This window comes from Alcaligenes faecalis (genome assembly GCF_002443155.1).
Classification (GTDB): Bacteria; Pseudomonadota; Gammaproteobacteria; order Burkholderiales; family Burkholderiaceae_B; genus Alcaligenes; species Alcaligenes faecalis.
In genome coordinates this window covers 1,225,674-1,252,657 of sequence record NZ_CP023667.1, presented here as the reverse complement: position 1 = coordinate 1,252,657, position 26,984 = coordinate 1,225,674, and the positions used below count along the sequence as shown (strand labels likewise).

The window sequence follows — 26,984 nt, the reverse complement described above, 5'->3', positions numbered from 1 at the left end:
AACCACCCATGAAAAACACCCTCAAGTTGACGATTGGTTCACTGGCCTTAATGGGTTTGGCCGCTTGTGCGGCTCCTGGCAACAACAGCAACACAACTTCCGAGCGCCAGATGGATAAAGAAATTTCCCTGCAGGCTTATCACTGGCGTCTGTTTGCCACGACCGGCAAAGACGGCCAGCCAGCCCCCGCCATTCCAGGCGCTGGCGGCGAGCAAGTCACCCTGAATTTCACCGATACCATGATGTCGGTCGACAATCTGTGTAACGTCCTGGGGAGTGGCTACACCGTCAAGGGCTCCAAAATCACCTTCACCTCGCCTGTCAGCACCATGAAAATGTGCTCGGACCCCGAGTTGATGCGCAACGAACAAGCCGTGGGCAAACTCTTGCCTACCGCAACGGACTGGAGCATGGCCAAGGCTGATTCCTCTCCGGACAATCCAGCTCCTGTCCTGACCCTGAACTTCAAGGATGGAAGTAAATGGCGCCTGAAGGGTGAGCCTACCGCCACTACCCGTTACGGCAGCGAACCAACGCGCGTATTCCTGGAAGTGGCTGCTCAGCGCGAAGCGTGTTCGCACCCGATGATGCCCAACTACCAGTGCCTGAAAGTACGTGAAATCCAGTACAACGACTCCGGCCTCAAAACCCACACGGGCGAATGGATGTACTACTACGGTGACATCGAGGGTTACACCCACACACCAGGGGTTCGTAACGTGCTGCGTATCAACCGCTACGAGCTGAAGAACGTGCCTGCAGACGCTTCGTCCAAGGCCGATGTACTGGACATGGTGGTGGAGTCTGAGCAAGTCGGCAACTAAGCCAGGCGACAAGCTCGTCTAAGCACTATCTATAATGACGGCCTGATCAAACGCCCCCAAGGCTGGTGTTCTTTCCGGCCTTGGGGGTATTTGTTTCAGGGATGTTTTTTATCTGATTCAGGCAGCAAGCCCCCCTGTTTCAGATAAGTAAAACTCCATAAGAAACAGCAGGTTCGAAGCCACAAATAGTTACTCACTGCTATGCTTTGAACCTAGTCAGCAGGCCTGCCCATCCGTAGTATGGAAATACCGGATAACATTTTTCACCTCCCTATTTATCCGGCTTCAGGCCTTGCGACATGCGAGGCTTTTTTTTTGTGCCTGCACATGCTCTCAAGACAAAAAATAGCCCGGCGGATCGCATTGACGTCACACCGGGCTTTTTAATTCCTGTCGCAGGCACTAGCGCTTGAACGAAAGAAACCGTGATGAGGCTGACCTTATTTCAGCGGCCCATAAAATATAAAAAATGCACCGGCCCCAATCAGCGTAAAGCCAAGCAGATGGTTAAGCGTAAAGCTCTCTTTCAGATACAGCACCGAGAACACCACAAACACCAGCAAGGTAATGACTTCCTGCATGGTCTTTAACTGTGCAGCACTGTAGACGGTATGCCCCAAACGATTGGCCGGCACCGCCAGACAATACTCCACCAGGGCGATCCCCCAGCTGATCAGCACGACTTTCAGCAAAGGGCTATTGGGATACTTCAGGTGCCCATACCAGGCAATGGTCATGAACACATTGGAGACGACCAACATCAAGATGGGGAGGATCTTAGCCATTCTGGACACGGGGATAAAAAGCGGCCTGCGCCGCGACCCGGCCAGTGTAGCGTCACATTGGATCAACGCCTATGGGGATAATCAGGCAGCAGAAAGGCGGGGTATCAAGCGAGTTGCCTCACTCCACAATCTTCAGGAAGTCCACCTCGATTTCGGGGGCCCGTTTAAGACTGGTATCCACCTCGCCAATCAGCTCCACCTTGGTTTTCTCATCCAAAGTCTGACCCGCAAAATGCTTGGCTTTGATCTCCGCCACGATCTCGCCGGTGCCATCAGAAAACAAAAACTTGTCGTGCGCGGTTTGACGCAGAAGATGTCCCTGAATCCGTACATCCTGATCATCGACCGGGTTCTTTAAAATCTCCGCGACTGTGATCTGAGCAATCTCTGAAGGCCCCGTATATTGGGCATGGGCGGGAAACGACAATACAGCCGAAGACAAAGCCAGCGCCACGGCCGAGCGCAACTTGAGGTAACTGGACATAAAGACTCCCTTTGTTCATGGCTTGAAGCTCCACCATAACAGCAGATATCATCAGTGTCCTTATGAAAGCCGCGCTGTGGGGCTCGCCTTGTTACCAGACGCGACATCGTGACGCGCGTTTACTATCCACGGCTGCCGCCATCACGATGAACCCATTGCGGCACCTCGCAGCCAAGATCTGGCCTGCCCGACCATGGTGAGGCAGTGATAGACTCACTTCGCCCCTGCCCCGTCTCCACCACCTGCTTCCTCAACAAACCAGCACTACACCTGCTCCATGCCCCTTCTTGAGAAACTAGGCCCTCGCATCTGCATTCTTGGCCCGTCCAATAGCGGGAAATCCACCCTGGCTGACGCTATCGAACACAAACTGGCCATCCCGGCCGTGCATCTGGATCAGCTCTACCACCTGCCCCACACTAACTGGGTTCCCCGCCCCGAAGCAGACTTTATCGCGCTGCATCAGGCCGCTATAGCACAGGAGCAATGGGTGATGGAAGGCAACTACACACGTCACTTGGCCCCACGCCTGGAGCGCGCTACCGGCTTTATCGTGCTAGAGGTCTCCACCGCTACCAGCCTGCTGCGCTACTTTCGACGCACCCTGTTTGAGCGCAACCGTCGGGGTGCCCTGGAAGGGGGTAAAGACAGCGTGAAATGGCAAATGATCCGCCACATTGCCATCGTCACTCCGCCCAACCGCCATAAGTACCTAAGCATTTTTGACGCAAGCACCTTGCCTAAAGTCAGACTAGGCAGCCCCCGCGAACTGAAGCAGTTTTATCAGTGTGAAGGCTTGGAACGATGAGAAATTAAAGGCACTCATCATAACTTCAAGGGAACACAGTGGTCTGTGCTCAACATAGTTACTACGCTATATCATCTATGCTTTGAGAATAAATCGGCTGCTTAAAACAATCTGCCCCCCTTCCTTAACGCTTATTCATTTCCTGATTGACCGTCTCCATCCAGGCCTGATCGCAAGGTACAGGCTGTACCGGGTGCTGACCATACAAACGGATATGGACCACGTTGCACCACTCCTGCGAGCCGTAGTCGGGACCGTGCCCTTGCCCATCAGAAACAGCCAACTGGCGATCCACCTTTTCCAGCCACGCTTCGCTGCCCACTGTCTCGGGGGGTGCCGTAGTTTGGCAAGCGGCTAGCAATAAGGCGGGAACAAGCATTAAGATTCGCATGACAACATCCAAAACAAAATTTCAGCTATAGCAGAGCATAAAAAACTATTATTTTTCAATGCTCTTTTTATGGCAAGACCATCAGGGGCTCCAGCTCATCCCTGACATGCGAGACAACAATGAAATGCTTGTTACTGTGCCTGATCATGGCATTGCTTCCTCTCAGTATTCAGGCAAGAAACACCCCCTGCTCAGGCAAGAAAGGCGGTATTTCCCATTGCGAGGGGGAGGTTTTTGTATGCCGTGACGGTTCTGCCAGTGGCAGCAAGCGATCTTGCCCCGCCTACACCGGCACAGCGGGACGAAGTTCGCAGCCTGCTCCCCAAGCGCTGCGCTCTGGTAGCGCTTGCTCCTGCTCCAGTGGCACCTATTGCACGGGCCCACGCGGAGGACGTTATTGTGAAACCAGCACAGGTAGCAAACGCTATCAACGCAAATAAGAATGCCGCCTGAAGGGCTTGCTTAGCAATTGCCCTTTTTAGCCTGTCCGGGTGGACAGTGACGCTGGCCATATCCACCGTGCCCGTCTGGATCCACAATGACCGAACCCCTGGGAGTATGGACGGCACAGGCGGACAGAACAGCCGTCATGGTCAAAGCCAAAATAAGTGTTTTCATCATTATTCTCTGGGTTTTAGACGCGCTTATTGTGCTCCAAGGACACACAACAAGGTGCTACCAATCGCGAGCAAATACGGTTCGCTTCCCGCAGGCCCCAATCTCTTGCTCCGAGCGCCGCGTCGCTAGGCATAAACACGGACTTTATGTAATAATTGCGGACTTGTTGCCCCTCTAGCTCATGCTTGGTTAGAGCAGCGGACTCATAATCCGTTGGTGCCGTGTTCGACTCACGGGGGGGGCACCATCCATTTCAAGCTGCACCTGTATCTCAAAGCCGCACAATCTGCGGCTTTTATTCATTCAGGGATAACCGAAGCTCTGCCTCGAAACCCGATCGCCTGGTTTAACCACGTCGGTGTGTTCTGGCGTGGTCATCACGTTCAGAGGAAAAAGAGGGCTCTACCCCATAAGCGGGGGATGCGCATTCACTAGACACGGTTGATCACACCGCTCCACCCGCACTGAGCCAAGACTCTCATGCGGTAATTCTCAAAGTTCCTGAACCCATACGCACGGCGTGAGAGCATTTCCATCTTGGTGTGGAAGCCTTCAGTAATGCCGTTGGACTTGGTGAATCGCCACATCCTGACGATGGGTTCGAGCCATGATTTTAATGTGGCGGCCAGCGCCCTGGCCGGGCTCTGCTCAAACTGCTCAATCAACGCCAGGAATTGGGGCATCATCTTTTGAGCCCTCTTTCTTTTCAAGCTCTTCATCACCAAGAATCCATTTAACTGCTGCTTGGCGAAGTACAGCGCCCGCAGCACCGGCTCCTGAGCCAAGTACTGATGCAGATTCTCCTTCTGCATGGCGGTCAGCTTCCAATGGTGACGGCGCATCAGGCTGAGCAACCCCCGGTTCTTGCGACCCTGGGGGTCATACTGCTGCCACAGCTTCAGGAAGTGCTGGTTCACCAGGCGCACGACATGGAAACGGTCAGCCACGATGATGGCATTGGGGAAGTACTGCTGAGCGATCCGGCGATACGTCTCGGACAGATCCATCACGATCACCCGCACATTCTCCTTACCCGGCAAGCGTTTCAAATAGCTGCGCAAACTCGCCTCTGAGCGGCCCAACACGACATCGAATACTTTGTGATTCTTCAGGTCGACCAGCGTGGTGGCGTAACCGCGTTTGCGAGTGAAGAAGTGTTCATCAATCCCAAGCACCTGCGGGCAGCTGCGCCCAGAGAGCTCCGACACGCGTCGCTTGATGAACGACTGATACCAGCGCTCCACCGTCGCACTACCGACGCGGTGCGTATGGGTCAGCTTGCGCTGACTCACGCCACCCTCGTGGGCCTCAAAGACCTCCAACCGATACGTCTCGGTCGAACGTAGCCGGGGCAGAATCCCGGCGAAACGGTGGCGAAAATACCGGTTGCAGTCGGTGCAGTGGTACTTGGGAACGCGCAGGTGCAGCACGACCAGCTTATTGCCCTGTCGCGTGTGCTTGAGCGTGCGTTGATGAGTCGCCTTGATGCGCACTTGGTTGCCTGCGCAATGCAAGCAGGCGGGCCGCTTACGCGGCCGCGCCCATACATGAATATCCTTTGTTCGTTTGACAGCCTGGACCACCAGCCCAGGGATCCCTAGGATAGAATCGATTGGGGACATCGGCATTGCTTCCGTTAGACAGGTTCTTCGCAAAAACAAGTCTAGCGAATGTCGATCGTCCCCCTTTTATGATGTAGAGCCATATCATTGTCGGCCTGGTACTCGAGGTGGCATCCGGCTTGCACGTCTCCGTGGCCCTCGCTGGCCAGTTAACAGCAGTTTTTTCCCTGAGCTTTGCCTTGATGGCCCCCTGCGTACCTTTATTGGGGCATCAGATACGCCCTCGTCCCCTGTACTTGAGTGCCTTGGCGCTGTTCGTCTTTGGCAATGTCCTGGCCGCCCTTCACGCTGTTGTTTCTGGCAAGAATGATCATGGCGTGCGCCAGTGCCGTGGTCTGTGTACTTGCCACTACCCTCATCACAAAACTGGTTCCCGCTTCGTTGCGAGGCCGTGCCATCGGCCTTATTTTTATGGGAATCAGCGGCTCACTCGTACTGGGGGTGCCAATAGGCATGATGCTGGGCCAATGGAGCGGCTGGCGCAGCGTATTTAGCATGCTGGCCGCTGTCGCAACTGTGGTTCTGCTGCTGTCCTGGCGCTATATCCCGACAAGCGAACCAGACACAAAGATGCAACTTTCATACCGTCGGCATTTGGCCAATAGGCGTTTGCTGGCCGCCCAAGGCGTATCTGTATTAATGATCGCGGGCCACTTTGCACTATTTGCGTACCTGCTGCCTTATTTACTGGATGTTGAAGCGCTAACGCCAGAAGGATCCGCCTACGCCTTCGGCATAATGGGCCTGGCGGGTGTCCTGGGGGGCTATGCAGGTGGGCGTCTAGCGGATCGTTTACCTGCAGCCCTCGCCTTGAAGCTTGTCCCGACTCTTTATCTCGGGGCCCTGCTCTCCTTGCCTTTCTTGCTGAATCATCTGCTTTGGCTGGGCAGCCTCATGTTGCTCCTCTGGTGCTGTATCAGCTGGATGATTTCTCCGGTTGTACAAAGCTTTTTGATACGTACTGACAGCGAGTCCTCCCAGGCCGGCATCAGTCTGAATTTCTCTGCCATGCATATTGGTGTAGGACTGGGAACCGCCTTTGGGGGATTCGTATTGAATCGGTTTTCTGTGGCGTCCCTGCCAGTCGCAGCGGCCTTTCTGGCAGCACTGTCCGTGCTGTTGGCCTTTATTGCTGCTCGTCCATCTCGCTGAATCCCACCCGCTCCCTGCCCTTAAAAGCAGCCAAAATCGCTTATCGTGCCGCCCAACGTCTTTTATATAACCGTAAGTACATAAACAACAATTGTTAAAGATTGTTTTATATGGGAATCCTTCGCTGCCTAGTCATTAAAATCGCTTCTCTTTTTATAAGTAGAAGGGGAAGTTCATGACTTTTCGTATGGGTGCATTGGCCGCTATGCTGGCCGTCGCTGGCCTGACGGCAGGCTGCCAGACAATGGATGTGGGTGGCATGGTGGGTGCGGGCAGCAAGGCTGTCCAGGCGTTCAATTTGTCCGATCAGGAAGTGATTGCCCTGTCTGATCAATCTTGCAAGCAGATGGACGCTGAAAACAAAGTGGCCAGCGCCAACAGCAAGTACAACAAGCGCCTGCAACGTGTCGTTAAACCTTTGACGAAACAGTTGAACGGTCAAACACCAAACTTCAAGGTTTACCAGACTCAGGAAGTGAACGCCTGGGCCATGGCCAACGGTTGTATCCGTGTTTACGCCGGTCTGATGGACAAGATGAACGACGACGAACTGCGCGGCGTGATCGGTCACGAAATGGGCCACGTTGAACTGGGCCACAGCAAGAAAGCCATGCAAACCGCCTACGGTCTGTCCGCTGCCCGTGACGCGGCTGCCGCTACCGGTAACGGCGTGGTTGCTCAACTGAACTCCAGCCAATTGGGCGAGCTGTCCGAAGCCTTCCTGAACGCTCAGTTCTCGCAGTCGCAAGAGTCCGACGCTGACGATTATTCCTTTGAACTGCTGACCGAGCGCAAACTCAAGACCCAAGGTCTGGTCTCTGCCTTTGAAAAACTGGCTGCCCTGGATGGTGGTGAAAGCAGCGTGATGAGCTCGCACCCCGGCTCCAAGGAACGCGCCCAGCGCATGCAACAGCGCATCGACGCGGCCAAATAAGCCCAGTCGACGTAGCAAGCAGCATGCCTGTAACCCGTCCGCTTTTGCGGGCGGGTTTTTTTATGATGCACGCCTGCCCAAACTGTCAGAGATGGCGAATCATGGAAGGAGCCGCTGACCTCACGACAAACATCGGTTCGGAACTTTTTGGTTCTCGGGAGAACCAATCACCCAGCATCCGTACCCGTACTAGCTCGAACGCCCCAAACTGAATCACAATCCAGGCACGGCAAGACATAGCCTGAAAGCAGTTACTTTTCGTCGCGGGGGGCGCCATAAACCAGTACCTGCTTTCAGGTATGCTTGTGCCATTCTTTGGTCTTGGCAGCTACGCTCTTGAAAAAGTCTTCCTCTTCAAAAAACTCCTGCCCCTGCGGCAGTTCCAATACCTACGAAGCCTGTTGTGGCCCTTGGCACCAAGGCCCTCACTACTTGCAAGCCCCCGATGCCGCCACCTTGATGCGTTCACGTTACAGTGCTTTTGTACGGGACGATCTGGACTACCTGCTGGCCACTTGGCATAGCTCCACTCGCCCCCATTCACTGGAACCTAATCCGCAGGGTTTGCAATGGCTGGGCCTGGACCTGCGGCGTCATGAGCGTGTTTCCGACACGGAAGCCATTGTGGAGTTTGTGGCTCGCAACCGCTTGAATGGCCGGGCAAATCGTCTGCATGAAGTCAGCCGTTTTGTCCTTGAGCAAGGCCAATGGTTTTATGTGGACGGGGATTTTTCATGAGCCAGCCCAGCAAGCCAGAACAAGTGGAGCAGATCCATGGCTCCAGCCTGCCCATGGCTTTGCTTCTGGAAGCAGACCCCAGCATTCGTCTGATTGAAGGCTACCGGGACACGCCTCACGCCTGGTGCATCAAGGATCAGGGTGAAATTGTGGCAGCGGCTATTTTGCAGCGCAGAAATGCTCGGGATTGGGAGCTGATGAACATTGCCGTTCAGCCCTCCCATCAAGGTCATGGGCTGGGTGCCACGCTGCTGTCTGCCGTGATTGATTATGTGCGCCAGCAAGGCGGGCAGACCTTGTACGTTGCTACCGGCACCATTGGCTACCCAATTTTTTTCTATCAACGCGCCGGCTTTCGGGTGGTCGCTGTTGAATCGGATTATTTCCTGCACCATTACGACGAGGCCCTGTTTGAGGACGGTTTGCAGCACAAGGACCGTCTGATTCTAAGCCTTGCCCTGAACTAAAGGACAGCGCATCGCTGTCCCTTCCTTCTGGTTGATATGCTGAGCACTTTAAGCAATTTTGCAGAACAAGCCACGGCGCTGATCAGCGCGCATCCTCAATGGGTCGCTCCCGCCGTGTTTGCGCTGTGCCTGGTTGAATCCCTGCCCTTTTTAGCCCTCATCATTCCCGGCACCGCCATCCTGCTGTCCGTTGGGGCCCTGGTGGGCGCCGGCGAAATGGATTTATTGCCTGTCTGGCTGGCCGTCACCTTGGGTGCTGGCATTGGCAATGCCATTTCCTTTTTTCTGGGCCAGCGCTACGGGGGCAACCTGTTCCACTTTGAGTGGGCGCGCAAGCGTTTGCACCTGTATGCGAAAGCACAGGCGTTTTTTGCGCGTTGGGGATGGTTTAGTATTGTGGCCTGTCGTTTTGTGGGGCCTTTGCGCTCGACAGTCCCCTTGATTGCCGGCACCTGTGCCATGTCGCCCCTCAGCTTTCATATATCATCCTGGGCTTCGGCCGCCTTATGGGCCAGCGTTCTGCTGCTTCCCGGCTGGTTCAGTTTTCAACCCTGATTTTCCATGACCCCTGTCAGCCTCGCCTACCTGCATTTATTCATCGCGATTATCTTCGAGATCATCGCCACCAGCCTGCTGCAGCGCTCTGAGCAGTTCACCCAAGTAGTACCCAGTGCGTTTACCGTGCTCTTTTATGCGGGCGCGTTTTATTTCCTGTCGCTTAGCCTGCGCGTCATGCCGGTCGGGGTGGCCTATGCCATCTGGAGTGGCGTGGGTATTGTGCTGATTTCGCTGATCGGCTGGGTCGTCTTCAAGCAGAAACTGGACTTGGCCGCCATGATTGGCATTGGCTTTATTGTGGTGGGCGTGCTGATTGTGAACCTGTTTTCCAAAGCCGTCGGCCATTAATTCGGATAAGTAAACATGATTGCCCTGATTCAACGCGTACGCCAGGCTCAAGTCGATATCGACAAGCAGACCGTTGCAAAAATTGGTGCTGGCATGGCCGTTCTGGTCTGTGCCGAACACGGCGATACCAGCGAGCAAGCCTCACGTTTGCTGGACAAATTATTGGCTCTGCGCATTTTCTCGGACGAGCAGGGCAAGATGAATCTGAACCTGTTGCAAGCCGGCGGCCAGCTCTTGCTGGTCAGCCAATTTACCTTGGCTGCCGACACACGCAAGGGTAACCGTCCCGGTTTTAGCCGTGCGGCGCCCCCTGCTATCAGCCAACCCTTGTTTGATGAACTGGTTTCCATGGCCCGTACCCGCCTGCCTGACACACAGTGCGGTGTGTTTGGCGCCGATATGCAATTGAGTCTGACCAACGATGGTCCAGTCACCATTCCCTTGCACATCGCTCCGGACACCAACCCAAGCTGACGTTTGCCTTAAAGAAACTCCATCCCTATAATTGCGCAGGGTGTTTTGCTGGCATGGTGCAGCAAGGCAGGTTAATTACATACGCAAGGTCGGGCCGCCTTGTGGAGATTTGCCGACCATGTCCCACCCTTCCCCCGGTGCGCCCTTGCCGCGTGCCCATGTTCTGACCCGCCAGCTTCAAGCTCAATTGCAGCGCCTTTTGCATATCGAAGCCTTGGGCGGGGTCGTTTTGCTGCTGGCTGCAGCCGTGGCCCTGATCTGGGCCAACTCTTCGTTTTCTGATAGCTACTCAGCCCTCTGGCATACCCAGGTCACCCTGGAGCTGGGCTCCTGGCGTTTCTCGCAAGATCTGCATTTTTGGGTCAACGACATTTTGATGACCCTGTTTTTCCTGGTTGTCGGCATGGAGATTCGCCGCGAGATTCACGATGGCGCCCTGTCCGACTGGCGCTCGGCCATGCTGCCTATCTGTGCAGCGCTGTCCGCCATTACCTTGCCTGCACTGATCTACGCGGCCATGAACCCAGACCCGAAAGTGCTGATGGGTTGGGCCATTCCTACCGCCACCGATATTGCCTTTGCCGTCGGCGTACTGGCTTTGCTGGGCCGCTCACTGCCTCCCAGCTTACGGGTATTCTTGCTGGCGCTGGCCATTATTGACGACCTGGTCGCCATCCTGATCATCGCCTTCTTTTACTCCGGCGGTCTGGACTACAGCGCTTTCCTGATTGCAGGTGTTGGGATTGTGGCGGTTCTGGGCCTGCAAAAAATGGGCATTGGCTCGGCCTGGGCCTATGTCGTTCCCGGCGCGATCTTGTGGTTTGGCCTGCTGAAAACAGGTGCCCACCCCACCCTGGCCGGTGTGGTCCTGGGCATGATGAGTCCTGTGCGCGCCCTGCCTCTGCCGCGCAAGGCCCGTCACCTGAATCTGGAACTGGCGACCAAGCTGGAAGGTCAGCACGACACCCAGGAAATCATGCACACCTTGCAGAAGATGCAGCTGGCCCAACGTGAAATCCTGCCGCCGGTTCAGCGTATTCCTGCACTGTTGCATCCTTGGGTGGCGTTCATCATCATGCCGGTGTTTGCCCTGGCCAATGCCGGGGTCAGCCTCAATGGCCTGGACCTGAATGCTGCTGGCGCACAAAGCGCACTGTTTGGCGTGGCCATTGCCCTGATTGTGGGCAAGCCCTTGGGCGTCCTGCTGGGCACCTGGTTGCCCGTGCGCCTGGGTCTGTGCACCCTGCCTGCCGGCATGGACTGGGCAGGCGTCACCCTGATTGGTTTGCTGGCCGGTATCGGCTTTACCATGTCCATCTTTGTGGCCAACCTGGCCTTTGCCGAGCCGGTTCTGCTGGACGCGGCCAAGCTGGGCGTTCTGTGCGGCTCGTTGGCGTCCGCGGTACTGGGCCTGGCATGGGGTCTGATGGTGCGTCGTCGCTATCAGCAGTCTGCCAGCCAGGCAGCGTATAGCCAGGCATAAGCAACCAGACATAAAAAAACAGGCCCACATTGATGTGGGCCTGTTTTTTTGGGGGACTGATCAATTAATCAATGGTCAGCACACGCTCGTTCAGGATGCGGCGGCAATCCATTTCATATTCCAGATCCTTGACCGGGGGACGCGCCAGGTGCCAGCCCAGGCCATGGCTGATCGCACCACGATTGGCCAGCTCGCTGGCCATGAAGGGGTGCAGATTGTGCACGGTGTAGGCATGGGTTGCGGTGGTATCAGCCCACTCGTGGCCCAGCACTTCCAGACGACGCTCCATTTCACCCAGAACCCACTGAGCTTTCTTCAGCAAGCCCTCAGGCGATACGTCCTGATAAGCCACAATGCTCTCTATATAGTCATCGGGCGTTTCGGGTACTTCGCAGCTGCCCGCAATCACAAAGGTCGCTTCCTCAATATCGGTTTCCACCGTGTAGCTGAAGGCGTAAAAGCTGGGCTCGGCAGGCGCGCCTACCAAAGGCGACACATTGCTGCGCGCGACCGGATTGTGTTTGCCTTTGATCAGGCCCCATTCTTTCAGCGTTTCCAGGTACAGCTCATTGAATTTGTTGAAATCGCTGTCGCTGACTGGCTCAGGGGAGCGCAGCTCGCAAGCGCACAAAGCCGTCAACGGACGCTCTTCCGCTTCCAGCACGGCCTGAATCAGGTCAAAGCCTTCTTTCAGTGGCACGGGGGCAGAAAACACGACCCGGCAGATCTCGTAACCGGGCTGAGCGGCCACCCCGCCCGAAAAGCGGTTCACGCCGGTCGGAATGAAGCGGTAGTTGCCTTTGTCAAAATTAATCGCATTGCTCATGGTTGTTCCTGATCGTGTAGTGGGCACTGGCCCGCCTGGGTCGAATCGCCGTTATGCGGCAAAGCGGGCACTATAGCACCCTCTGAACCGTCTCAAGTTCGATGCAAGGGCGCAACCCCCACCTTAACAGCACAAATCATTTGTTTGCGCATCATTGCAATCGCTTTGACTTCCCGTCCAGACCTCCCTACGATGGCGATATTCTTCATCATGCTGATTTTCAGCTTGGTATTGCACTGAGCGGTTCTATGGGCAAATCATGGATCGATTCACAGACATACTTAGACCACAGCATCAGCAATTTTCCAGACAAAATGCAGCGGCCTGGCGTTTCCTGCGCCCGGCCTGGGCAGCACGTATTCGCAAAGAAAGCTATCCTAGCGAGTTTCATGCGAACTGAGCCGGTTCGCTTTACGGTCTGTTGACCCGGAGCCAGCCTCCCGAATTCAAGACCCTGTACCTGCACGCCCACTGGAGTATTGCATGTCCACGCATCCATCAACTGAGCTACTTGGCCCCCAAACCCCGATTGCCGATATTGTTCTGGCCCTGAATCAGCTGGAGCAAGGCCCCGCGCTGCTCGCTGCCCAGGAACTGGATAACGAACGTTTGCAGGCCTTGCTGGAAGTACCGGAGCTGCGTTGGGCCAGTGCGCTGTTGACAGAGCTGACACGTCCCGAGCGCCTGCCAGTCCTGGAGCAACTGGCCGAAGACCGAATGGCCGACTTGCTGCAAGACCTGGACCATGAAGATCAGGAGCAGATTCTTGGCCGCCTGACCCAGCGCACCCGCACCTCCATCATGCGTCTGATGCACTATCCGGCAGACACAGCCGGCGGCATCATGACTACCGAGTTTCTGCAAGTGCCCATGAGCTGGAATGTGGCACAAACCTTGCAGCACATTCGGGAAGTGGAAAGTACCCGCGAAACGGTCTATGCCATCTATGTGGTCAACGACAAGCAACAACTGCAATTTGTGGTGCCTTTGCGCAAGCTGGTGTGCGCCGACCCGCAAGCGGCCCTGACCGAGTTGTGGAGTGGCGACAGCCCCATTGCCGTGCAGGCCCTGACGGACAAGGAGGCCGTGGCCCAACTGATACGCCGCCACGACTTTCTGGCCATTCCAGTGGTGGACGAGGCCAATGCCATCATCGGCATTGTGACGGTAGACGACGTGATCGACGCCCTGATGGACGAGGCCGCCGAAGACATGAACCGCTTCGGGGGTGCCGAACATATTGGCAAACCCTATCTGCAAGCGGGCTTTAGCACCATGATTCGCAAACGGGGAGGCTGGCTGGCCATTCTGTTCCTGGGTGAAATGCTGACCGCCAGTGCCATGCAGTACTACGAAATACAGCTGGAAAAGGCCGTCGTCCTGGCCATGTTCATTCCCTTGATCATGAGCTCCGGCGGTAACTCCGGCTCGCAGGCCACTTCCTTGCTGATTCGCGGTCTGGCCCTGGGTGAAGTCCGGGTGCGCGACTGGTGGCGTGTCCTGCTGCGCGAACTGCCTGTGGGCCTGGTGCTGGGCACCATGTTGGGGGCGATCGGCTTTGTCCGTATTGAAATCTGGCAGCACCTGGGCCTGTACGACTACGGCGAACATTCCTTGCTGATTGCCTTCACCATCTGGCTGGCCCTGGTCGGGATTGTGACCTTTGGTTCCTGCATCGGCTCCATGCTGCCCTTTATCTTGCAACGCGTCGGTTTCGACCCGGCCAGCGCCTCGGCGCCCTTGGTGGCGACTCTGGTGGACGTGCTCGGTTTGGTCATTTATTTCTCCGTCGCCGCGCTGCTCTTGACCGGAACGCTGCTCTAGCCATGAATATTTTTGTTCAATCCATACAAAAAACTGCACAGTAAGAGACAAACTCGGTAACCTATCCGAATTTCACCGTTACATTCCCTCTGGCAGGCAGGGGGAGCCTGACACATTTCGTCTAACTTGGCCCCCTATAGGCCGTTTCGGACATAAGCACCTATGCGGATACTCGACCAGTTCTTCATCAGTGCGGACCAGATGGCTCCCTTTTTGGTTGGCAGCTATAACAGTGGTCTGGTCATCCTGTCGCTACTGGTTGCCATCTTCTCCTCGGGCATGGCCCTGCACACGGCCCATATTGCCCGCATGGCGGACTTGCGCCTGCATCGCCAGATTGCTATCTGCACGGGTGCCATTGCTCTGGGCGGCGGCATCTGGACCATGCACTTTATTGGCATGCTGGCCTTTGAACTCTGTACCAGCGTCCACTACGACCCGGCCATCACCATGCTGTCGGTTCTGCCCAGCGTGGGCGCATCCTGGGTGGCGCTGCAAATCCTCTCGCAAGCTCGTGTCCAGCGCTCGCACCTGATTGTGGGCGGCATTTTGGTGGGCCTGGGCATAGGCACCATGCATTACAGCGGCATGGCGGCCATGCGGATGGCACCGATGCTGCGCTACGAGCCTTTTACCTTCTTCTTGTCGATTGTGCTGGCGGTGGTACTGGCAACCGTGGCCCTGTGGATACGCTTTCGCCTGCATCGCACTCGCCTGACCTTGCTGCAACGCGTGGTGATCAGCGGCATTGTGCTGGGCCTGACCATCTCCGGCATGCACTACACCGGCATGGCCGCCGCCCGTTTCATAGGCCAGACCACTCCGCCCGATGACATGATCGTCTTCAACAGCACCTTTGCGTCCATGGTGCTGTCTACCTTCACCATTACCGTAACGGTGCTGGTTACCGCTGCCAATGGTCTGCTGCGCTATCGCCAGCTGTTTCTGAAGATGGAAGAGAGCGAATCACATAACCGTGCCATTGTGGATACAGCGATTGACGGCATCATCACCATCAACAGCCACGGGACCATTCTGGACTTCAACCATTCGGCAGAACGCCTGTTTGGCTGGAAAGCCGGTGAAGTGCTGGGCCGCAATGTGAACATGCTGATGCCCGAGCCGGATCGCTCGCGCCACGACAGTTATCTGTCCAATTACCTGCGTAGCAATGACCCCAAGATTATTGGTGTAGGTCGGGACGTGACCGGACTGCGTAAAGATGGCAGTTTGATGCCGATGCGCTTGGCGGTTGGCAAGGTTCGCCAACCAGGCGACCCGCTATTTGTGGGTTTTGTCACCGATATGAGCCGCTACAACGCGCTGACCCAGTCCCTGCGTCAAAGCGCCGAAAAAGCGGAACAGGCGGCCCAGGCCAAAAGTGCCTTCCTGGCCAATATGAGCCACGAAATCCGCACCCCATTGAACGCGATTATCGGCTTTAGCGACTTGATGCTGAACGACCAGCTCAATGCGCAACAGAACAAGCACCTGGCCATCATCAACCAGTCCGCCCGCTCCTTGCTGGCCTTGCTGAACGATATTCTGGACACCACCAAGCTGGAACGAGGCTCGGTGGAGCTGGAACAGGTCGATTTTTCCTTGATTGAACTGTGCGAGCAGGTCATGGCCTCGCTGCGTTTGGCCGCCGACGCCAAGAACCTGGAATTCCGTCTGAATTATGCGCCCAATCTGCACCCCTTTTACAAAGGCGATCCGCTGCGTATTCAGCAAGTGCTGAACAATCTGATCGGCAATGCCATCAAATTCACACAAAGCGGTGCAGTGCGCGTAGAGGTGAACCCGGAACCCGGACGCAATGCCGTTTCCATCCGTGTCACCGATACCGGCATCGGCATGACGCCCGATCAGCTGCGCCATGTATTTACCCCCTTTACCCAGGCCGACGTGTCCATCAGCCGCCGTTTCGGTGGGACGGGGCTGGGCGTGTCCATTGCGCGCCAGCTGGTCGACTTGATGGGCGGTACGCTGGAAGTTCAAAGCACCCTGGGCGTAGGCAGTGTGTTCGAGGTCCGCATTCCACTGGAGCCCGGTAAAGAGCCCAGCCTGAACCCGGACGATCCTCATCTTCCGCAACTGCCTCCTTTGCGTATTCTGGTGGCTGATGACGTCAGCCTGAATCAGGAACTGTTGACCCTGGCACTGGAGCAGCACGGGCATTCGGTGATTGCTACCGATAATGGCCACAAAGTGTTGGAGCTGCTGTCCGAGGAAGACTTTGACGTGGCCTTGCTGGATGTGCATATGCCCGAGCTGGACGGCCTGGAAACCGCCCGCCGCTGGCGCGAGCAGGAACGCCGCGAAGCACGCCTTCCCTTGCCCCTGATTGCACTGACCGCCAGCGTCATGGAATCCGATCGCCGCGCCGCACAGGAAGCCGGCATGAACGGCTTTGCCACCAAACCGCTGGACCTGCCCTCTTTGCTGCAGGAAATTGCCCTGGTCATGGGGTTAAGCCCCGCTGACTCTACGGAGCACAACGTTGAGCCGCAAGAGAGCAGCCTGATCGATTGGGACATGGGCCTGAGTCTGTGGGGCTCGGAGGTCCGTCTGCGTCGCGCCCTGCTCAGTTTCCTGTCAGACCTGCATACCCGTTACCCGCTTGACGAAATCAAGCAGCCCTCACCGAACTGGGAAATTGTGCTGGGCAGCCTGCACGGTATTCGCGGCACCTCCGGCAATCTGGGCCTGCCACAAGTCTCTGCCCTGAGTGCCGAGCTGGAAGACAAAATTCGGCATGGTCAGACTCGCCAGATGCGTGGCCGTATTGAGCAGCTACAGGACATGTTCAGCCGCATTGCCCACGAGTTAAGCCATCATGGCGCCCCCACGCCCTATTCGAACCCGCAAAACATCGTGGTACACACCCCCGACGTGGCCTTGAACTACCTCCATATCCTGCATAACAGTGTCTTGCTCAACGAGCTTGATGAACCGGCCTTGCAGGTGGTTTGCCAGTACCTGGAAAGCACAGGGCAAACGGATACCCTGAATAATCTCAATAAAACTATAGACGTATTCGACTTTGCTCAGGCCAGTATCATCCTGTCCGCGCTGATCAAAGACCTGAATGCCAGCTTGGCCAAGGATACGCCACGTCATGAATGAATTTACCGCGCCACGCGCTACCCTCTTGCTCATCGATGACGAGCCGGCCAACCTTCAAATTCTGCGTCATACCCTGCAACAGGACTACCGCTTGCTCTTTGCCAAAGATGGCGTCAAGGCGCTGGAGCTGGCGCAACGGGATCTGCCCGACTTGATCCTGCTGGACATCATGATGCCGCAAATGTCGGGCTACGAAGTCTGTCGAGCCTTGAAGGCAGACATCAAGACCCGGCATATTCCTATCGTCTTTGTGACGGCGCTCTCGCAACCACATGACGAGCAAATGGGCCTGGACATGGGGGCGGTGGATTACATCTCCAAGCCCTTCAATCCGGCGATTCTGAAGGCGCGCATCCGCAACCATCTGTCTTTGGTGCAAATGCAGGAACTGCGCGATAGCCGCCTGCAAATTATTCGATGCCTGGGTACGGCCGCCGAATACAAGGACAACGAGGTTGGCCGCCACGTTATCCGTATGAGCCACTACACCCGCATTCTGGCGCACTGGCTGGGCTACTCCAGTGAAGCGGCCGACGAGTTGCTGCATGCTGCACCCATGCACGATATCGGCAAAATCGGTATCCCCGACTCCATCCTGCAAAAACCCGGCAAGCTGACAGCCCAAGAGTGGAAAATCATGCGTACGCACACCTTGATTGGCGCCCGCATTATTGGCCAGCACTCCCATGGCCTGCTGAAACTGGCGCGCACAATTGCACTGTATCACCACGAAAAATGGGATGGCAGCGGTTATCCCTACGGCTTGAAGGGCGAGGAAATCCCCCTGCCCGCCCGCATTGTGGCCGTGGCCGATGTCTTTGACGCCCTCGCCAGTGACCGGCCCTACAAGAAAGCCTGGAGTGTGGAACGCTGTATCAGCTATCTGCGCGAGCAATCCGGCCTGCACTTTGATCCGCAACTGGTGGCCCTGCTGGACAAATGCTTGCCCGAAATGCTGCATATCAAGGAAAAATGGGCGGACGATCCGCATACGCTGGCCAAGGCATAGACAGGCCCCAAGCTCATCCGCAACTCTGCTGTCAGACTGGCCGTTCGCCCTCAGCCCGGCAGGCCTGTCTTACAATGACGGCTTTATCATCTCCTGCCCGATCCTACATGGCCGCTTTGCGTATTCGCCAAGTCCGACTTCATAAAAAACTGTCTTTGCGCAAGCTCGCCGAGCTGGCCGAGGTCTCCCCGGGCCTGATCAGCCAGGTAGAGCGCGGCTTGACCCAGCCCAGTCTGGACACCTTGCGCCAGATCGCGCGTGCGCTGGATACGCCTTTGTTTTCCTTGCTGGATGACAATGTGGAACAAGTGGCGGTGGTGCGCCAGAACGAGCGCATGAGCATTCAATCCGCCTCGGGCGTGCAGTATCAGCGGGTATCGCCCGGCTTTGGCAGTATCGAAATGCTGGCGGGCTTTTTGCCGCCGGGCGGAAGCTCGGTCGGGCAGCGCTGGAGCCACCCTGCCGAGGAATGTGTGCTGGTGACCGAAGGCCAGCTACTGGTCGATGTGGGGGATGATCAGCACTGCTTGCAAACGGGCGACAGCTGTTATTTCAACTCCAGCCTGCCCCATGCCTATCGCAATCCTTACGACAAGGATGTGCGTTTTATTGTGGCGATCACCCCGCCCAGCTATTAAGCGCCAGAACTAGGCCGCGCTGTGCAGCTGGGCCTGGATCAGATCCAGCTCGGTTTCATGGCAACGCTGCAAACGCAGCCAGCGGTTTTCATCCATGTCTGCACCGCGTGTCGCCAGCATGATCAAAATGCAGGAATCCTGATCCAGCGGCTGCACCATGGCGCTGATGCGTGGCGTGCGTTGCGTGGCGCTGCCGACCCAGTAGCGAATCAGCCCTTGCTCGGCCAGAATCTCCACGCTGACATGGGTCTGGCCACCGTCAAACAAGGACGTGCCCACGACCAGGCCCGGCTCCACCGTTTGCGTATCAAAGCAGCCCAGGGACCAGCGTCCCAGAGCATCCAGATCCGCCATATAGTCCATCACGACCTTGGCCGGTCGTTCGATACGGCGGCTGGCTTGATGCGCCCAAGTTTGGCTATCCATCCCTGTTTCTCCTTACCAACCGGCTTGTAAGGTGTCGCACAGGCGCAGCACATCCTGCTCGGTGCAGACATTGCCGGGCGACAAGCGCAAAACGCCATCACGCTGGTCACAATACAGCTCCTGCTCGCGCAACTGATCCACCATGGCCTGCGCACGCTGGGCACTGCTGGCACGCAACATGATGCTGCCGCCGCGCTCATTCTCGGCCAAGGGCGTCAGCACGGGCCAATTGGCCTTGTCTGCACGATCCAGCAAGATAGCCGTCAATGCCCGGTTTTGTTCCAGCAATTTTTCCACGCCGGTTTCCAGCACAAAACGCATGCCAGGCAAGGACGCGATACTGCCCAAAATAGCCGGTGTGCCATGGTCAAAACGACGTGCGCCTTCGGCATAGCTGAACTGGTCCAGATTCCAGTTAAAGGGATCTTCCTGGCTGAACCAGCCACGGAACTCGGGTTCGCACTGCTCGATCAGATCCGCACGCACGTGCAAAAGGCTGGCTCCCGACACGCCGCAGGCCCACTTCAAGGACGCCGACAAGGTAAAGGCCACGCCTTCATGCACGGTAAACGGCACCAGACCGGCCGCTTGCGTCAAATCCAGCGCCATCAGGCTGCCATGCTCCGTCGCACACTGCGCCATACGATCGACATCCACCCGGTGCGAGGATGTCGAGCTGACCCAGGTCACCAGGGCCAGGCCCACGTTGTCGTCCCAGGCATTGATGAAATCGTCATCCGTCACATAGGACAGGCCCGCGCTCAAGGGCACGGTACGCAGGGTGAAACCCAGACGCAGGGCCAGCTTTTGCAGCAGAAAATGCAGGCTGGGGAAGCAATCAGCGGCGACCAGCAAGGTACGCCCTTTGAGCACATGCGCAGGCAAGGAACCCAGAATGCTGTAGAGGCCACCAGTGACGTTTTCGCTAAGCGCAATATCCTTGGAGTCCGCGCCAATCAGGCTGGCCCAGGCATCCATGAACGCCTGCTTCTGACCCAAGGCGTAGCCCCACTGGCCATCATCCTGAGCCGACCAGACCTGGCTGAACTGATCCAGTTCGGCACGCATGGCGGCTTCCTTGCCCTCGAACATGCCAATGGAGTGATAAAGAAAATATCCGGACATCATTCACTTCCTTGAAAATCAATCGGCCAACTGACGGCCAGAGGTTTCCTGCACCGTGCTCAGGGCGGCAATCCCGATCAGCGCCACGACCATCACATAGAAGGCGGGTGCCATGCTGGAACCGGTCAGGCCCGTCAGCCAGGACGCCACGAACGGCGCCGTCGCTCCACCCAGAATGGTGGCGATGTTAAAGCCCAGCGACACGCCGCTATAGCGCACTCGCGTAGGGAACAATTCGGCATACAAGGGATAGCCCACGGCCTGGACCACGATGAAGGGCAAAATGGACACGGCTACGGCAATGACCGCCAGCGGGAAACTGCCCCAGGAGGCAACCCACATGGTCAAGGGCACTAGCACCAGATAGCCCAGCAAGCCAATCGTCAACAAAGGCTTGCGACCGAAGCGGTCAGACAGGCCGCCGGCAAAAGGCATGATGAAGGCCGAGCACAAGGTGACCAGGGAAATCAGCCAGAACACCGCAGTGCCGTCGTATTTCAGGGTGTGGATCAAGTGGGTACTCAGGTAGACCACGCCCACGTAACCTGCCGCATTCTGGGCAAAACCAATGGCAATGACCTGCAAGAGGGGGCGGCGGTAATCACGCACAATCAAGGACAAGGGCGAATGCTCGGGGTGATGGCTTTTGAGCATTTCCTTGAAGCGCGGCGAATCCTCAATGCGCGAACGGGCCCAGACGCACAGAATGATCAAGGGAATGGACAGCAAAAAGGGAATGCGCCAGCCCCAATCCAGCATGGCTTCCTTGCCCACCAATGCCGTCACCAAACCAGCTACTCCCGTGGCCAGGGACAAGCCCAAAGTGGCCGCTGCCGGATTGAATGCACCAAAAAAACCGCGCTTGCCGGGGGGCGAGCATTCCGCCACATACGTGGCCGCGCCGGTAATTTCACCCCCGGCAAAAAAGCCCTGCAGCAAACGGCACAGCAAGAGCAAGGCCGGCGCAGCCAGGCCCAGGGTAGCGTAGGTGGGCAGCATGCCCATTAATGCACTGGCCACCCCGATGCCCACAATGGTGAACATCAAGGCAGCGGTACGACCATGCTTGTCACCGAACCAGCCAAAGAAGATCCCGCCCAAGGGCCGGGCCAGAAAGGCGCCGCCAAACACGGCCAGCGTGGACAGCAAGGCCGCATTTTCATTACCGGCGTGGAAAAACAGCACGCTCAGCGTGACCGCCAGGACGCCGTACAACTGAAAATCGTAGTACTCGATCATGGTGCCTAAACCAGCAGCACTGGCAGCACGCCAGGGCGATACGGGTGCTTCGCCCTGAGAGGACTGTTTCTTGCTCATGTCTCATCCATCCTGATGCGCATCACGCGCTTTTTCTGTTTAGTGTGGCTAAACAAATTATACGGATGAATATTTCAGCTTTCAATCACTGGGAAAACCCTAAAGGTCTTCGTCCTCGGCCCTGTCCTTGTCCATGGCTTCCTGCACCCAGCGTTGCGCCGGATGCAAGCTGATGCCCTGCTGACGCAGACGGCGCAAGATATCCAGCATCAGGTTGCTGCGCACCCGGCGGTGCACCCGCATGCTGTTGATGAAACAACGCGTACTGAACGCGACCCCATCACCAAAAATCCCGTCACACGACAGGATGGGGGCAGGCTCGTCCAGAATTTCCGGCTCGGACAGCACAGCGTCGCGCAGAATCTGCATGACTGCATCCGCGTCCACATCCAGCGGGAACAACAAGCGAGACTCAATCGCCCCCAGAGAGGTGGGCGTGTAGGTCAGGTTGCGTACCTGCCGCCCCATCATCTGGGCGTTGGGAACCATCACCATCGTGCGATCAAACCGCTCCACATACGTCGCCCGCAAACGGATCTGGCGCACATTGCCTTCGCTGCCCTCCACTTCCACCCAGTCCCCGACTTTGACGGGGCGCTCCACCATCAGCATCAGGCCAGAAGCAATGTTCTGCACAATACCCCGCAAACCAAAGCCCAGGCCCACCGTCAAAGCGGTAAAGATCCAGGTGACTGACTCAATCGGTACACCCAGCATGGACAGACAAATCACCAGCAGAACGAAGTAAGCGACATAGCCCACCATGCCCACGATGGCATTTTGCAGGCCGGGCTCCAGTGTGGTGTTGGGCATGTAGTTCTGACGCAGCCAGACACGCAAAAAGTGGATCAGCACGGCGCCTACCAGCATCACGCCCAAGGCAATCAACCACAAATCCAGGCGCCACTGCACCGCACCCAGACGCAAGGCCTCACGCGATACATCCAGCCCCGACTCCAGCAGCTGTTTCGGTTCACTTAACCAGTCGCCACTAATCAGCCAAACGGCCAAACCCAGCACCGTCATGCGGGCAATGGCAAAGAACACCACAATGAACTGGCTTTGCACTCGAATCGGTGCAGCCACGGGGTCCCGGCTGCGGTTTTGCAAATACGTCAGCAAGGAGTCCGACACATCCTGCAGCCAAACCATGCCCACATAGGTAAGCAGACCAAACACCAAAGGCATAGTTATGAAATGCGACATCAAATCATCGGACAAACCCTGCCAGCCGCCAACGAACAGTCCCAGCACCAGCATATAGATAAGGACAGCGCCCTTGAAAGCCAGTCGCGCCCAGCCCCGCGCCGTTTTGGCTCCCCCCTGCCCCACTGCATCAGTCTTGCCAAACAGCTCGCCCCGCAAGACCCACAAGCCATAGCCATACAGCAGCAAATACAGCACGCTGCTGACACCATCAATCAGAGACTGAAATGCATCCGACATGCCCAGTGAGGCCTGGAAAAAAACGTCGGTAATATCGGCAAACGCAATCAGAAAAAAGGCAGGCGCAAAGTAACGCAGCCCGCGCTGGGCCTGATCCGAGATGGGGATCAAGCGCCAGGTGGCCCGAGGCTGCATCACAATGCCTTTGATACAAGCGAACGCCACGGCGGCAATAACGGCCGATATTTTCAGATGGGCCAGCAAATCCAGCTGCAAGGCTTGCAGGTCTGGCCGGTCAAACAGCAACTCGACCACCAGGTCGGCCACGATCCAGCTGAGCACAAACCACAGCAGGAAATTGGCAATCGTCAGACTGGAGCGGCGCAGGCGTCCCGCCGGCAAATAACGACTGACCCACACCGGCATGACGCGGAACAAACAGCTCGTCAGAATCAGGACCGCCGCCGCCATCCACAATGAGGCGCTACTTTGCTGCCAACTGCTGGTTTGCCAGGTGTGACGCCACTGTTGCGCGAAGTCGGACAGCCTTTGCCGATCTGCCGGCCAGGCCTCTTTCAGTTCGGGCAGACTTTCAAACAACACCAAAGAGGAATTGCGTTGCCAGCGTTTGGCGTACTCGTAACGCTTGGTCGCCTCTCGCAATAACTGACGGGTCTGCTGCGTTTCCAGCTGCACCAGGCGCGCTACGCGCAAATCCGCACGCAAGGCAGCATCGGCTCGCCGCAACTGCATGCGCTCGTTATGAAGTGTGGCCTGGTCGGCCTCGTCCCCGGCGTCCTCGCCCAGTTCTTGCAAGCGGGCTCGCACCAGTCGGCTACGGCGTTCCAGCGACTGTACCACCCGGCTAGACAACTCCTGCGCTTGCAGCAGCTTTTGATCCTGCTCGTAAGCACGCTCCGGCCGTATCGAGATCTGGTTGCCTTCCAGCCGGAACTGCATCAGGCGAATTTCATCCTGAGTCCGCTGTAGATCCCGCATCATTTGACGCTCTTGCTCTACCTCGGACAAGGCTTGTGCCTGTGCTCCCGTCCAGCCCCCCATCAGGCTCAGGCACACGAGCAAGACCTGCACACATAGTCTTAGCGGCTTCATAGCTTCTGTCTCCCTGGGCCCTGCCTGTTGTTTTTATCTGGGTTTACTCATTCAACAAGGGGTTATTGCTTTCCGTCTGGCTGGTGACCGGCGTGGTGGGCAGCACCGTCATGGTTTGCGTGTGGTGCAGGGCCAGACCTTCTTTTCGCAACTCATCCAGAATATCGAACATCAGGACACTGCGTACCCGGCTGCCAATTCGTGGCGAGGCCACATAGCAGGTCGCCGTAAACTGCAAGCCGTTGGCATCAAAACCGTCCAACGTCACATCAGGCGCCGGATCGGCCAATACATCGCTGTAGTTCTGCATCACATCCAGCATGATAGAACGCACCCGTTTAGCGTCGGTGTCGATAGGCATATTGATCTTGACCTTCACCACCCCCAAGGGGTTGCTCAAGGTCACATTGCGCACGGTTTTGGTAATGAATTCGGAGTTCGGCACGATCAGGGTAGAACGGTCAAACATCTCGATTTCCGTGGCACGGGCATTGATCTTGCGCACATTGCCCTCCACCCCGTTCAGGCTGACCCAGTCTCCAATCTTGATGGGACGTTCGGCCAACAGAATCAGCCCCGATACAAAGTTCTGCACCACCGCTTGCAAGCCAAAACCGATACCCACGGACAAGGCGGAAATCACCCAGGCCATGCGTTCCAGCCCAATACCCAAAGACGAAATCGCCGTGGCCACCACAATGAAGTAGCCCACATAGCTGAACAGGTTTGCGGTAGATACGCGCATACCGGGATCGATACGCGTAGCGGGCAAAAGCTGGTTGGCAACCCAGCGCTGCAAGGCTTTGACGAACAAAATGCCCAGCACCAGAATCAGCACCGCCACCAGGACGGAGCTCGGTTTTAGCTGCACCTGCCCTAAAGAAAAGCCCTTGACCAAAAAGCCCAAACGACGCTGCAGCCACTGCGTGGGGTCTTCCCCAAAGGGAAGCAGGACCAGGGTAATCGCCGTGATAATCAGGCACAGACGCAGCGCCCCGGACAACACAATCACAATCTGGCTGCTGCCGCGCAATTGCGTGCTGGTCCACTCATTGGCGGCCCGTTTTTCCTTGAACTGCAGCAGCAGGCTTTGGCCAATATCGGCAATCAATGCAACCAGCACATAGCAGGTGCAAATCACCAGACTCAGCCACAGCATCTCCTGCACAATCAGGCTGCTTAGCGCGATATAACCCAGCAAGAAGGCAATCATGCCCAGCACAATCACCACACCCAGGGTGATGGGAATCGCGCGCAACCAGGTTGCCCCTTGCTGGACGGGAACGGTTTTCTGGAGGTCCTCGCCACCTTCCGGCGCCGGTGTCTTTTCACGCCCCTGACTTAAATTCCAGGCGGCAATCGCAATAAAAATGCTCAGGGTCAGCGTGTTGAAGCTGTTAACCAGCAAAGTCGTGCTTAGCGTGGCGTTGATCAATCCCAGCAATTGCTGCGACATCCAGGTCAAGGCCACCATGATGCCCAGCGCAAGCGGCAACCAGGCCAGCTTCAGGGCCACCGTGCTGGGGATAGGCGGCAAGCGCCAGCTAGGACGCTGTGCCGACAAGAGCACACGTCCCATTCCCGTGACAAAACCACCCAGGTACAAGGCAAAGACGGATTTGGACACAAAGCTGGCCAGATCCGGGGCCAGATTGCCGTTCCAGTAAAACAGCCCTGCTGCCACCGAGGCCAACAAACCGGGCGTCAGACTGTAGAGCACAATCAAGGCTGTTGCATAAAAAGAGCGTCGCAAGCGCGAGGGCTTGGTATGACTGATGGTAAAGCGCTCCAGCCCCCGCACCGCCCAGACCGACAGGCCCAGCAACGCCAAGGCCAAAGCACTTGCCGACCACAGCACATAGGCGGGCAAATCCGTGACACGTTGGGCCAGATCCTTGCGCATGCGTTCCACCCGCGCCAGATCACCGGGCAAGTCACGCGACACATTGCGCCAGAAACGCGGCGTCAAGACCGATTGCGACTGCCGACCCAGCTCTGCCTGAAAAATCACACGGCGCTGCTTGGACACCTGATCCAGACCTTGCGTGGTTTCCACCCCGATCAAACGGGCCAGCTTGATCATGCCGTCCAGCTCGGTCACCGACTGCTGCAACTGCGCACGCTGGCGGGCAATGTCCTCGGACTCCCCAGCCGGATCGTCTACCGGCCCCAACTGACTCAAGCGTGCCGTCACACTGAGCAACTCCGGCTCCAGACGCACACTCGTTTCCTGCGCCTGCTCTTGCGCCAGCAACAACTGATTGCGCAGGGCCACCAGATCCGAATCACTTAAACCGTCATTTTTCTGCAAACGCTCCTGCACGGTTTGCAAGGTGTCCCGCAATTCATTCAGGGATTCACTGGCCTGCGCAGGCGTCCAGGCTCCTGTCTCGGCCGTCGCAGGGACAGTCGTTACGGCCAGCACCACAGCCAGCAGCCACAAGGGCAAAAAAGCACACAGGCGCGAACGGCGAAAAGCGTGCATCAGAAAAACTCCGGCTAAAC

Annotated in this window: 24 protein-coding genes and 1 tRNA gene; 15 read left to right on the top strand and 10 right to left on the bottom strand. The window is 56.9% G+C overall.

Features of this window, described 5'->3' with window-relative positions:
* Nucleotides 1-8: 8 nt before the first annotated feature.
* The gene (locus CPY64_RS05750) at nucleotides 9-824 is read left to right on the top strand and encodes an META and DUF4377 domain-containing protein (protein ID WP_042487993.1); all 816 of its coding nucleotides are present in this window, start codon (nucleotides 9-11) and stop codon (nucleotides 822-824) included.
* A 440-nt stretch (nucleotides 825-1,264) separates the two neighbouring features.
* On the opposite strand, the gene CPY64_RS05745 is transcribed toward CPY64_RS05750, so the two are convergent.
* Both CPY64_RS05745 and CPY64_RS05740 read right to left on the bottom strand, forming a co-directional pair.
* The gene (locus CPY64_RS05745; RefSeq protein WP_021446759.1) at nucleotides 1,265-1,609 is read right to left on the bottom strand and encodes a DMT family protein; all 345 of its coding nucleotides are present in this window, start codon (nucleotides 1,607-1,609) and stop codon (nucleotides 1,265-1,267) included.
* Nucleotides 1,610-1,727: 118 nt separating this feature from the next.
* Nucleotides 1,728-2,093: a YgiW/YdeI family stress tolerance OB fold protein gene (locus tag CPY64_RS05740; RefSeq protein WP_042487996.1), complete on the bottom strand. Its 366-nt coding sequence runs from the start codon at nucleotides 2,091-2,093 to the stop codon at nucleotides 1,728-1,730.
* A gap of 277 nt (nucleotides 2,094-2,370) precedes the next feature.
* Here CPY64_RS05740 and CPY64_RS05735 point away from each other — a divergent pair, with 277 nt between their 5' ends.
* Nucleotides 2,371-2,901 carry a P-loop NTPase family protein gene (locus CPY64_RS05735; protein WP_042487999.1) on the top strand — a complete coding sequence of 177 codons (531 nt, stop codon included), beginning with the start codon at nucleotides 2,371-2,373 and terminating at the stop codon, nucleotides 2,899-2,901.
* Nucleotides 2,902-3,025: 124 nt separating this feature from the next.
* Here the strand turns inward: CPY64_RS05735 and CPY64_RS05730 are convergent, their stop codons facing one another.
* Nucleotides 3,026-3,292, bottom strand: a complete 267-nt coding sequence (locus CPY64_RS05730; RefSeq protein ID WP_042488002.1) for a hypothetical protein — start codon at nucleotides 3,290-3,292, stop codon at nucleotides 3,026-3,028.
* Nucleotides 3,293-4,078: 786 nt separating this feature from the next.
* Between CPY64_RS05730 and CPY64_RS05715 the strand changes: the two genes are divergently transcribed.
* A tRNA-Ile gene (locus tag CPY64_RS05715) sits at nucleotides 4,079-4,157 on the top strand.
* Between the two features lie 184 nt (nucleotides 4,158-4,341).
* Here CPY64_RS05715 and CPY64_RS05710 read toward each other — a convergent pair.
* The gene (locus CPY64_RS05710) at nucleotides 4,342-5,532 is read right to left on the bottom strand and encodes an ISL3 family transposase (RefSeq protein WP_042489565.1); all 1,191 of its coding nucleotides are present in this window, start codon (nucleotides 5,530-5,532) and stop codon (nucleotides 4,342-4,344) included.
* A gap of 312 nt (nucleotides 5,533-5,844) precedes the next feature.
* Between CPY64_RS05710 and CPY64_RS05705 the strand changes: the two genes are divergently transcribed.
* The 8 genes from CPY64_RS05705 to nhaA all read left to right on the top strand — a co-directional run bounded on the left by CPY64_RS05705 (nucleotide 5,845) and on the right by nhaA (nucleotide 11,686).
* Entirely contained in the window at nucleotides 5,845-6,684 is an 840-nt protein-coding gene (locus CPY64_RS05705; RefSeq protein ID WP_232623233.1) for an MFS transporter, read from the top strand.
* A gap of 175 nt (nucleotides 6,685-6,859) precedes the next feature.
* Nucleotides 6,860-7,618, top strand: a complete 759-nt coding sequence (loiP, locus tag CPY64_RS05700; RefSeq protein ID WP_042488904.1) for a metalloprotease LoiP — start codon at nucleotides 6,860-6,862, stop codon at nucleotides 7,616-7,618.
* 336 nt (nucleotides 7,619-7,954) lie between these two features.
* Nucleotides 7,955-8,356 carry a YchJ family protein gene (locus tag CPY64_RS05695; RefSeq protein ID WP_042488906.1) on the top strand — a complete coding sequence of 134 codons (402 nt, stop codon included), beginning with the start codon at nucleotides 7,955-7,957 and terminating at the stop codon, nucleotides 8,354-8,356.
* Nucleotides 8,353-8,823: a GNAT family N-acetyltransferase gene (locus CPY64_RS05690; RefSeq protein ID WP_042488910.1), complete on the top strand. Its 471-nt coding sequence runs from the start codon at nucleotides 8,353-8,355 to the stop codon at nucleotides 8,821-8,823. The genes CPY64_RS05695 and CPY64_RS05690 overlap by 4 nt, the downstream gene beginning before the upstream one ends.
* A gap of 36 nt (nucleotides 8,824-8,859) precedes the next feature.
* A complete protein-coding gene (locus CPY64_RS05685; RefSeq protein ID WP_042488913.1) occupies nucleotides 8,860-9,378 on the top strand; it encodes a DedA family protein in 519 nt (172 codons plus the stop codon).
* A gap of 6 nt (nucleotides 9,379-9,384) precedes the next feature.
* Nucleotides 9,385-9,729 (top strand): DMT family transporter, encoded by a 345-nt coding sequence (locus CPY64_RS05680; RefSeq protein ID WP_042488916.1) that lies wholly within the window; start codon nucleotides 9,385-9,387, stop codon nucleotides 9,727-9,729.
* 15 nt (nucleotides 9,730-9,744) lie between these two features.
* The gene (dtd, locus tag CPY64_RS05675) at nucleotides 9,745-10,203 is read left to right on the top strand and encodes a D-aminoacyl-tRNA deacylase (RefSeq protein ID WP_042488918.1); all 459 of its coding nucleotides are present in this window, start codon (nucleotides 9,745-9,747) and stop codon (nucleotides 10,201-10,203) included.
* Between the two features lie 118 nt (nucleotides 10,204-10,321).
* Nucleotides 10,322-11,686: a Na+/H+ antiporter NhaA gene (gene nhaA, locus CPY64_RS05670; RefSeq protein WP_042488921.1), complete on the top strand. Its 1,365-nt coding sequence runs from the start codon at nucleotides 10,322-10,324 to the stop codon at nucleotides 11,684-11,686.
* A 64-nt stretch (nucleotides 11,687-11,750) separates the two neighbouring features.
* On the opposite strand, the gene cnbZ is transcribed toward nhaA, so the two are convergent.
* Nucleotides 11,751-12,512, bottom strand: a complete 762-nt coding sequence (cnbZ, locus tag CPY64_RS05665) for a 2-amino-5-chloromuconate deaminase CnbZ (protein ID WP_042488924.1) — start codon at nucleotides 12,510-12,512, stop codon at nucleotides 11,751-11,753.
* A 483-nt stretch (nucleotides 12,513-12,995) separates the two neighbouring features.
* Here cnbZ and mgtE point away from each other — a divergent pair, with 483 nt between their 5' ends.
* The 4 genes from mgtE (at nucleotide 12,996) to CPY64_RS05645 (ending at nucleotide 19,112) form a co-directional block, all read left to right on the top strand.
* Complete coding sequence (gene mgtE / locus CPY64_RS05660; protein ID WP_042488927.1) at nucleotides 12,996-14,336, top strand: magnesium transporter; 1,341 nt, start codon at nucleotides 12,996-12,998, stop codon at nucleotides 14,334-14,336.
* A 162-nt stretch (nucleotides 14,337-14,498) separates the two neighbouring features.
* Nucleotides 14,499-17,465, top strand: a complete 2,967-nt coding sequence (locus CPY64_RS05655; RefSeq protein WP_052363040.1) for an MHYT domain-containing protein — start codon at nucleotides 14,499-14,501, stop codon at nucleotides 17,463-17,465.
* Nucleotides 17,458-18,474: an HD-GYP domain-containing protein gene (locus CPY64_RS05650; RefSeq protein ID WP_042488930.1), complete on the top strand. Its 1,017-nt coding sequence runs from the start codon at nucleotides 17,458-17,460 to the stop codon at nucleotides 18,472-18,474. The genes CPY64_RS05655 and CPY64_RS05650 overlap by 8 nt, the downstream gene beginning before the upstream one ends.
* 74 nt (nucleotides 18,475-18,548) lie before the next feature.
* Complete coding sequence (locus tag CPY64_RS05645) at nucleotides 18,549-19,112, top strand: helix-turn-helix domain-containing protein (RefSeq protein WP_223254014.1); 564 nt, start codon at nucleotides 18,549-18,551, stop codon at nucleotides 19,110-19,112.
* A 9-nt stretch (nucleotides 19,113-19,121) separates the two neighbouring features.
* Here the strand turns inward: CPY64_RS05645 and CPY64_RS05640 are convergent, their stop codons facing one another.
* The 5 genes from CPY64_RS05640 to CPY64_RS05620 all read right to left on the bottom strand — a co-directional run bounded on the left by CPY64_RS05640 (nucleotide 19,122) and on the right by CPY64_RS05620 (nucleotide 26,964).
* Complete coding sequence (locus CPY64_RS05640; RefSeq protein ID WP_042488935.1) at nucleotides 19,122-19,538, bottom strand: hypothetical protein; 417 nt, start codon at nucleotides 19,536-19,538, stop codon at nucleotides 19,122-19,124.
* A 12-nt stretch (nucleotides 19,539-19,550) separates the two neighbouring features.
* On the bottom strand, nucleotides 19,551-20,666 hold the full coding sequence (locus CPY64_RS05635; RefSeq protein ID WP_240513939.1) for an aminotransferase class V-fold PLP-dependent enzyme: 1,116 nt from the start codon (nucleotides 20,664-20,666) through the stop codon (nucleotides 19,551-19,553).
* 15 nt (nucleotides 20,667-20,681) lie between these two features.
* Nucleotides 20,682-21,980, bottom strand: a complete 1,299-nt coding sequence (locus CPY64_RS05630; protein ID WP_042488942.1) for an MFS transporter — start codon at nucleotides 21,978-21,980, stop codon at nucleotides 20,682-20,684.
* 99 nt (nucleotides 21,981-22,079) lie between these two features.
* A complete protein-coding gene (locus tag CPY64_RS05625; protein ID WP_080723851.1) occupies nucleotides 22,080-24,479 on the bottom strand; it encodes a mechanosensitive ion channel domain-containing protein in 2,400 nt (799 codons plus the stop codon).
* A gap of 43 nt (nucleotides 24,480-24,522) precedes the next feature.
* Nucleotides 24,523-26,964 (bottom strand): DUF3772 domain-containing protein, encoded by a 2,442-nt coding sequence (locus CPY64_RS05620; protein ID WP_042488949.1) that lies wholly within the window; start codon nucleotides 26,962-26,964, stop codon nucleotides 24,523-24,525.
* Nucleotides 26,965-26,984: the final 20 nt, after the last annotated feature.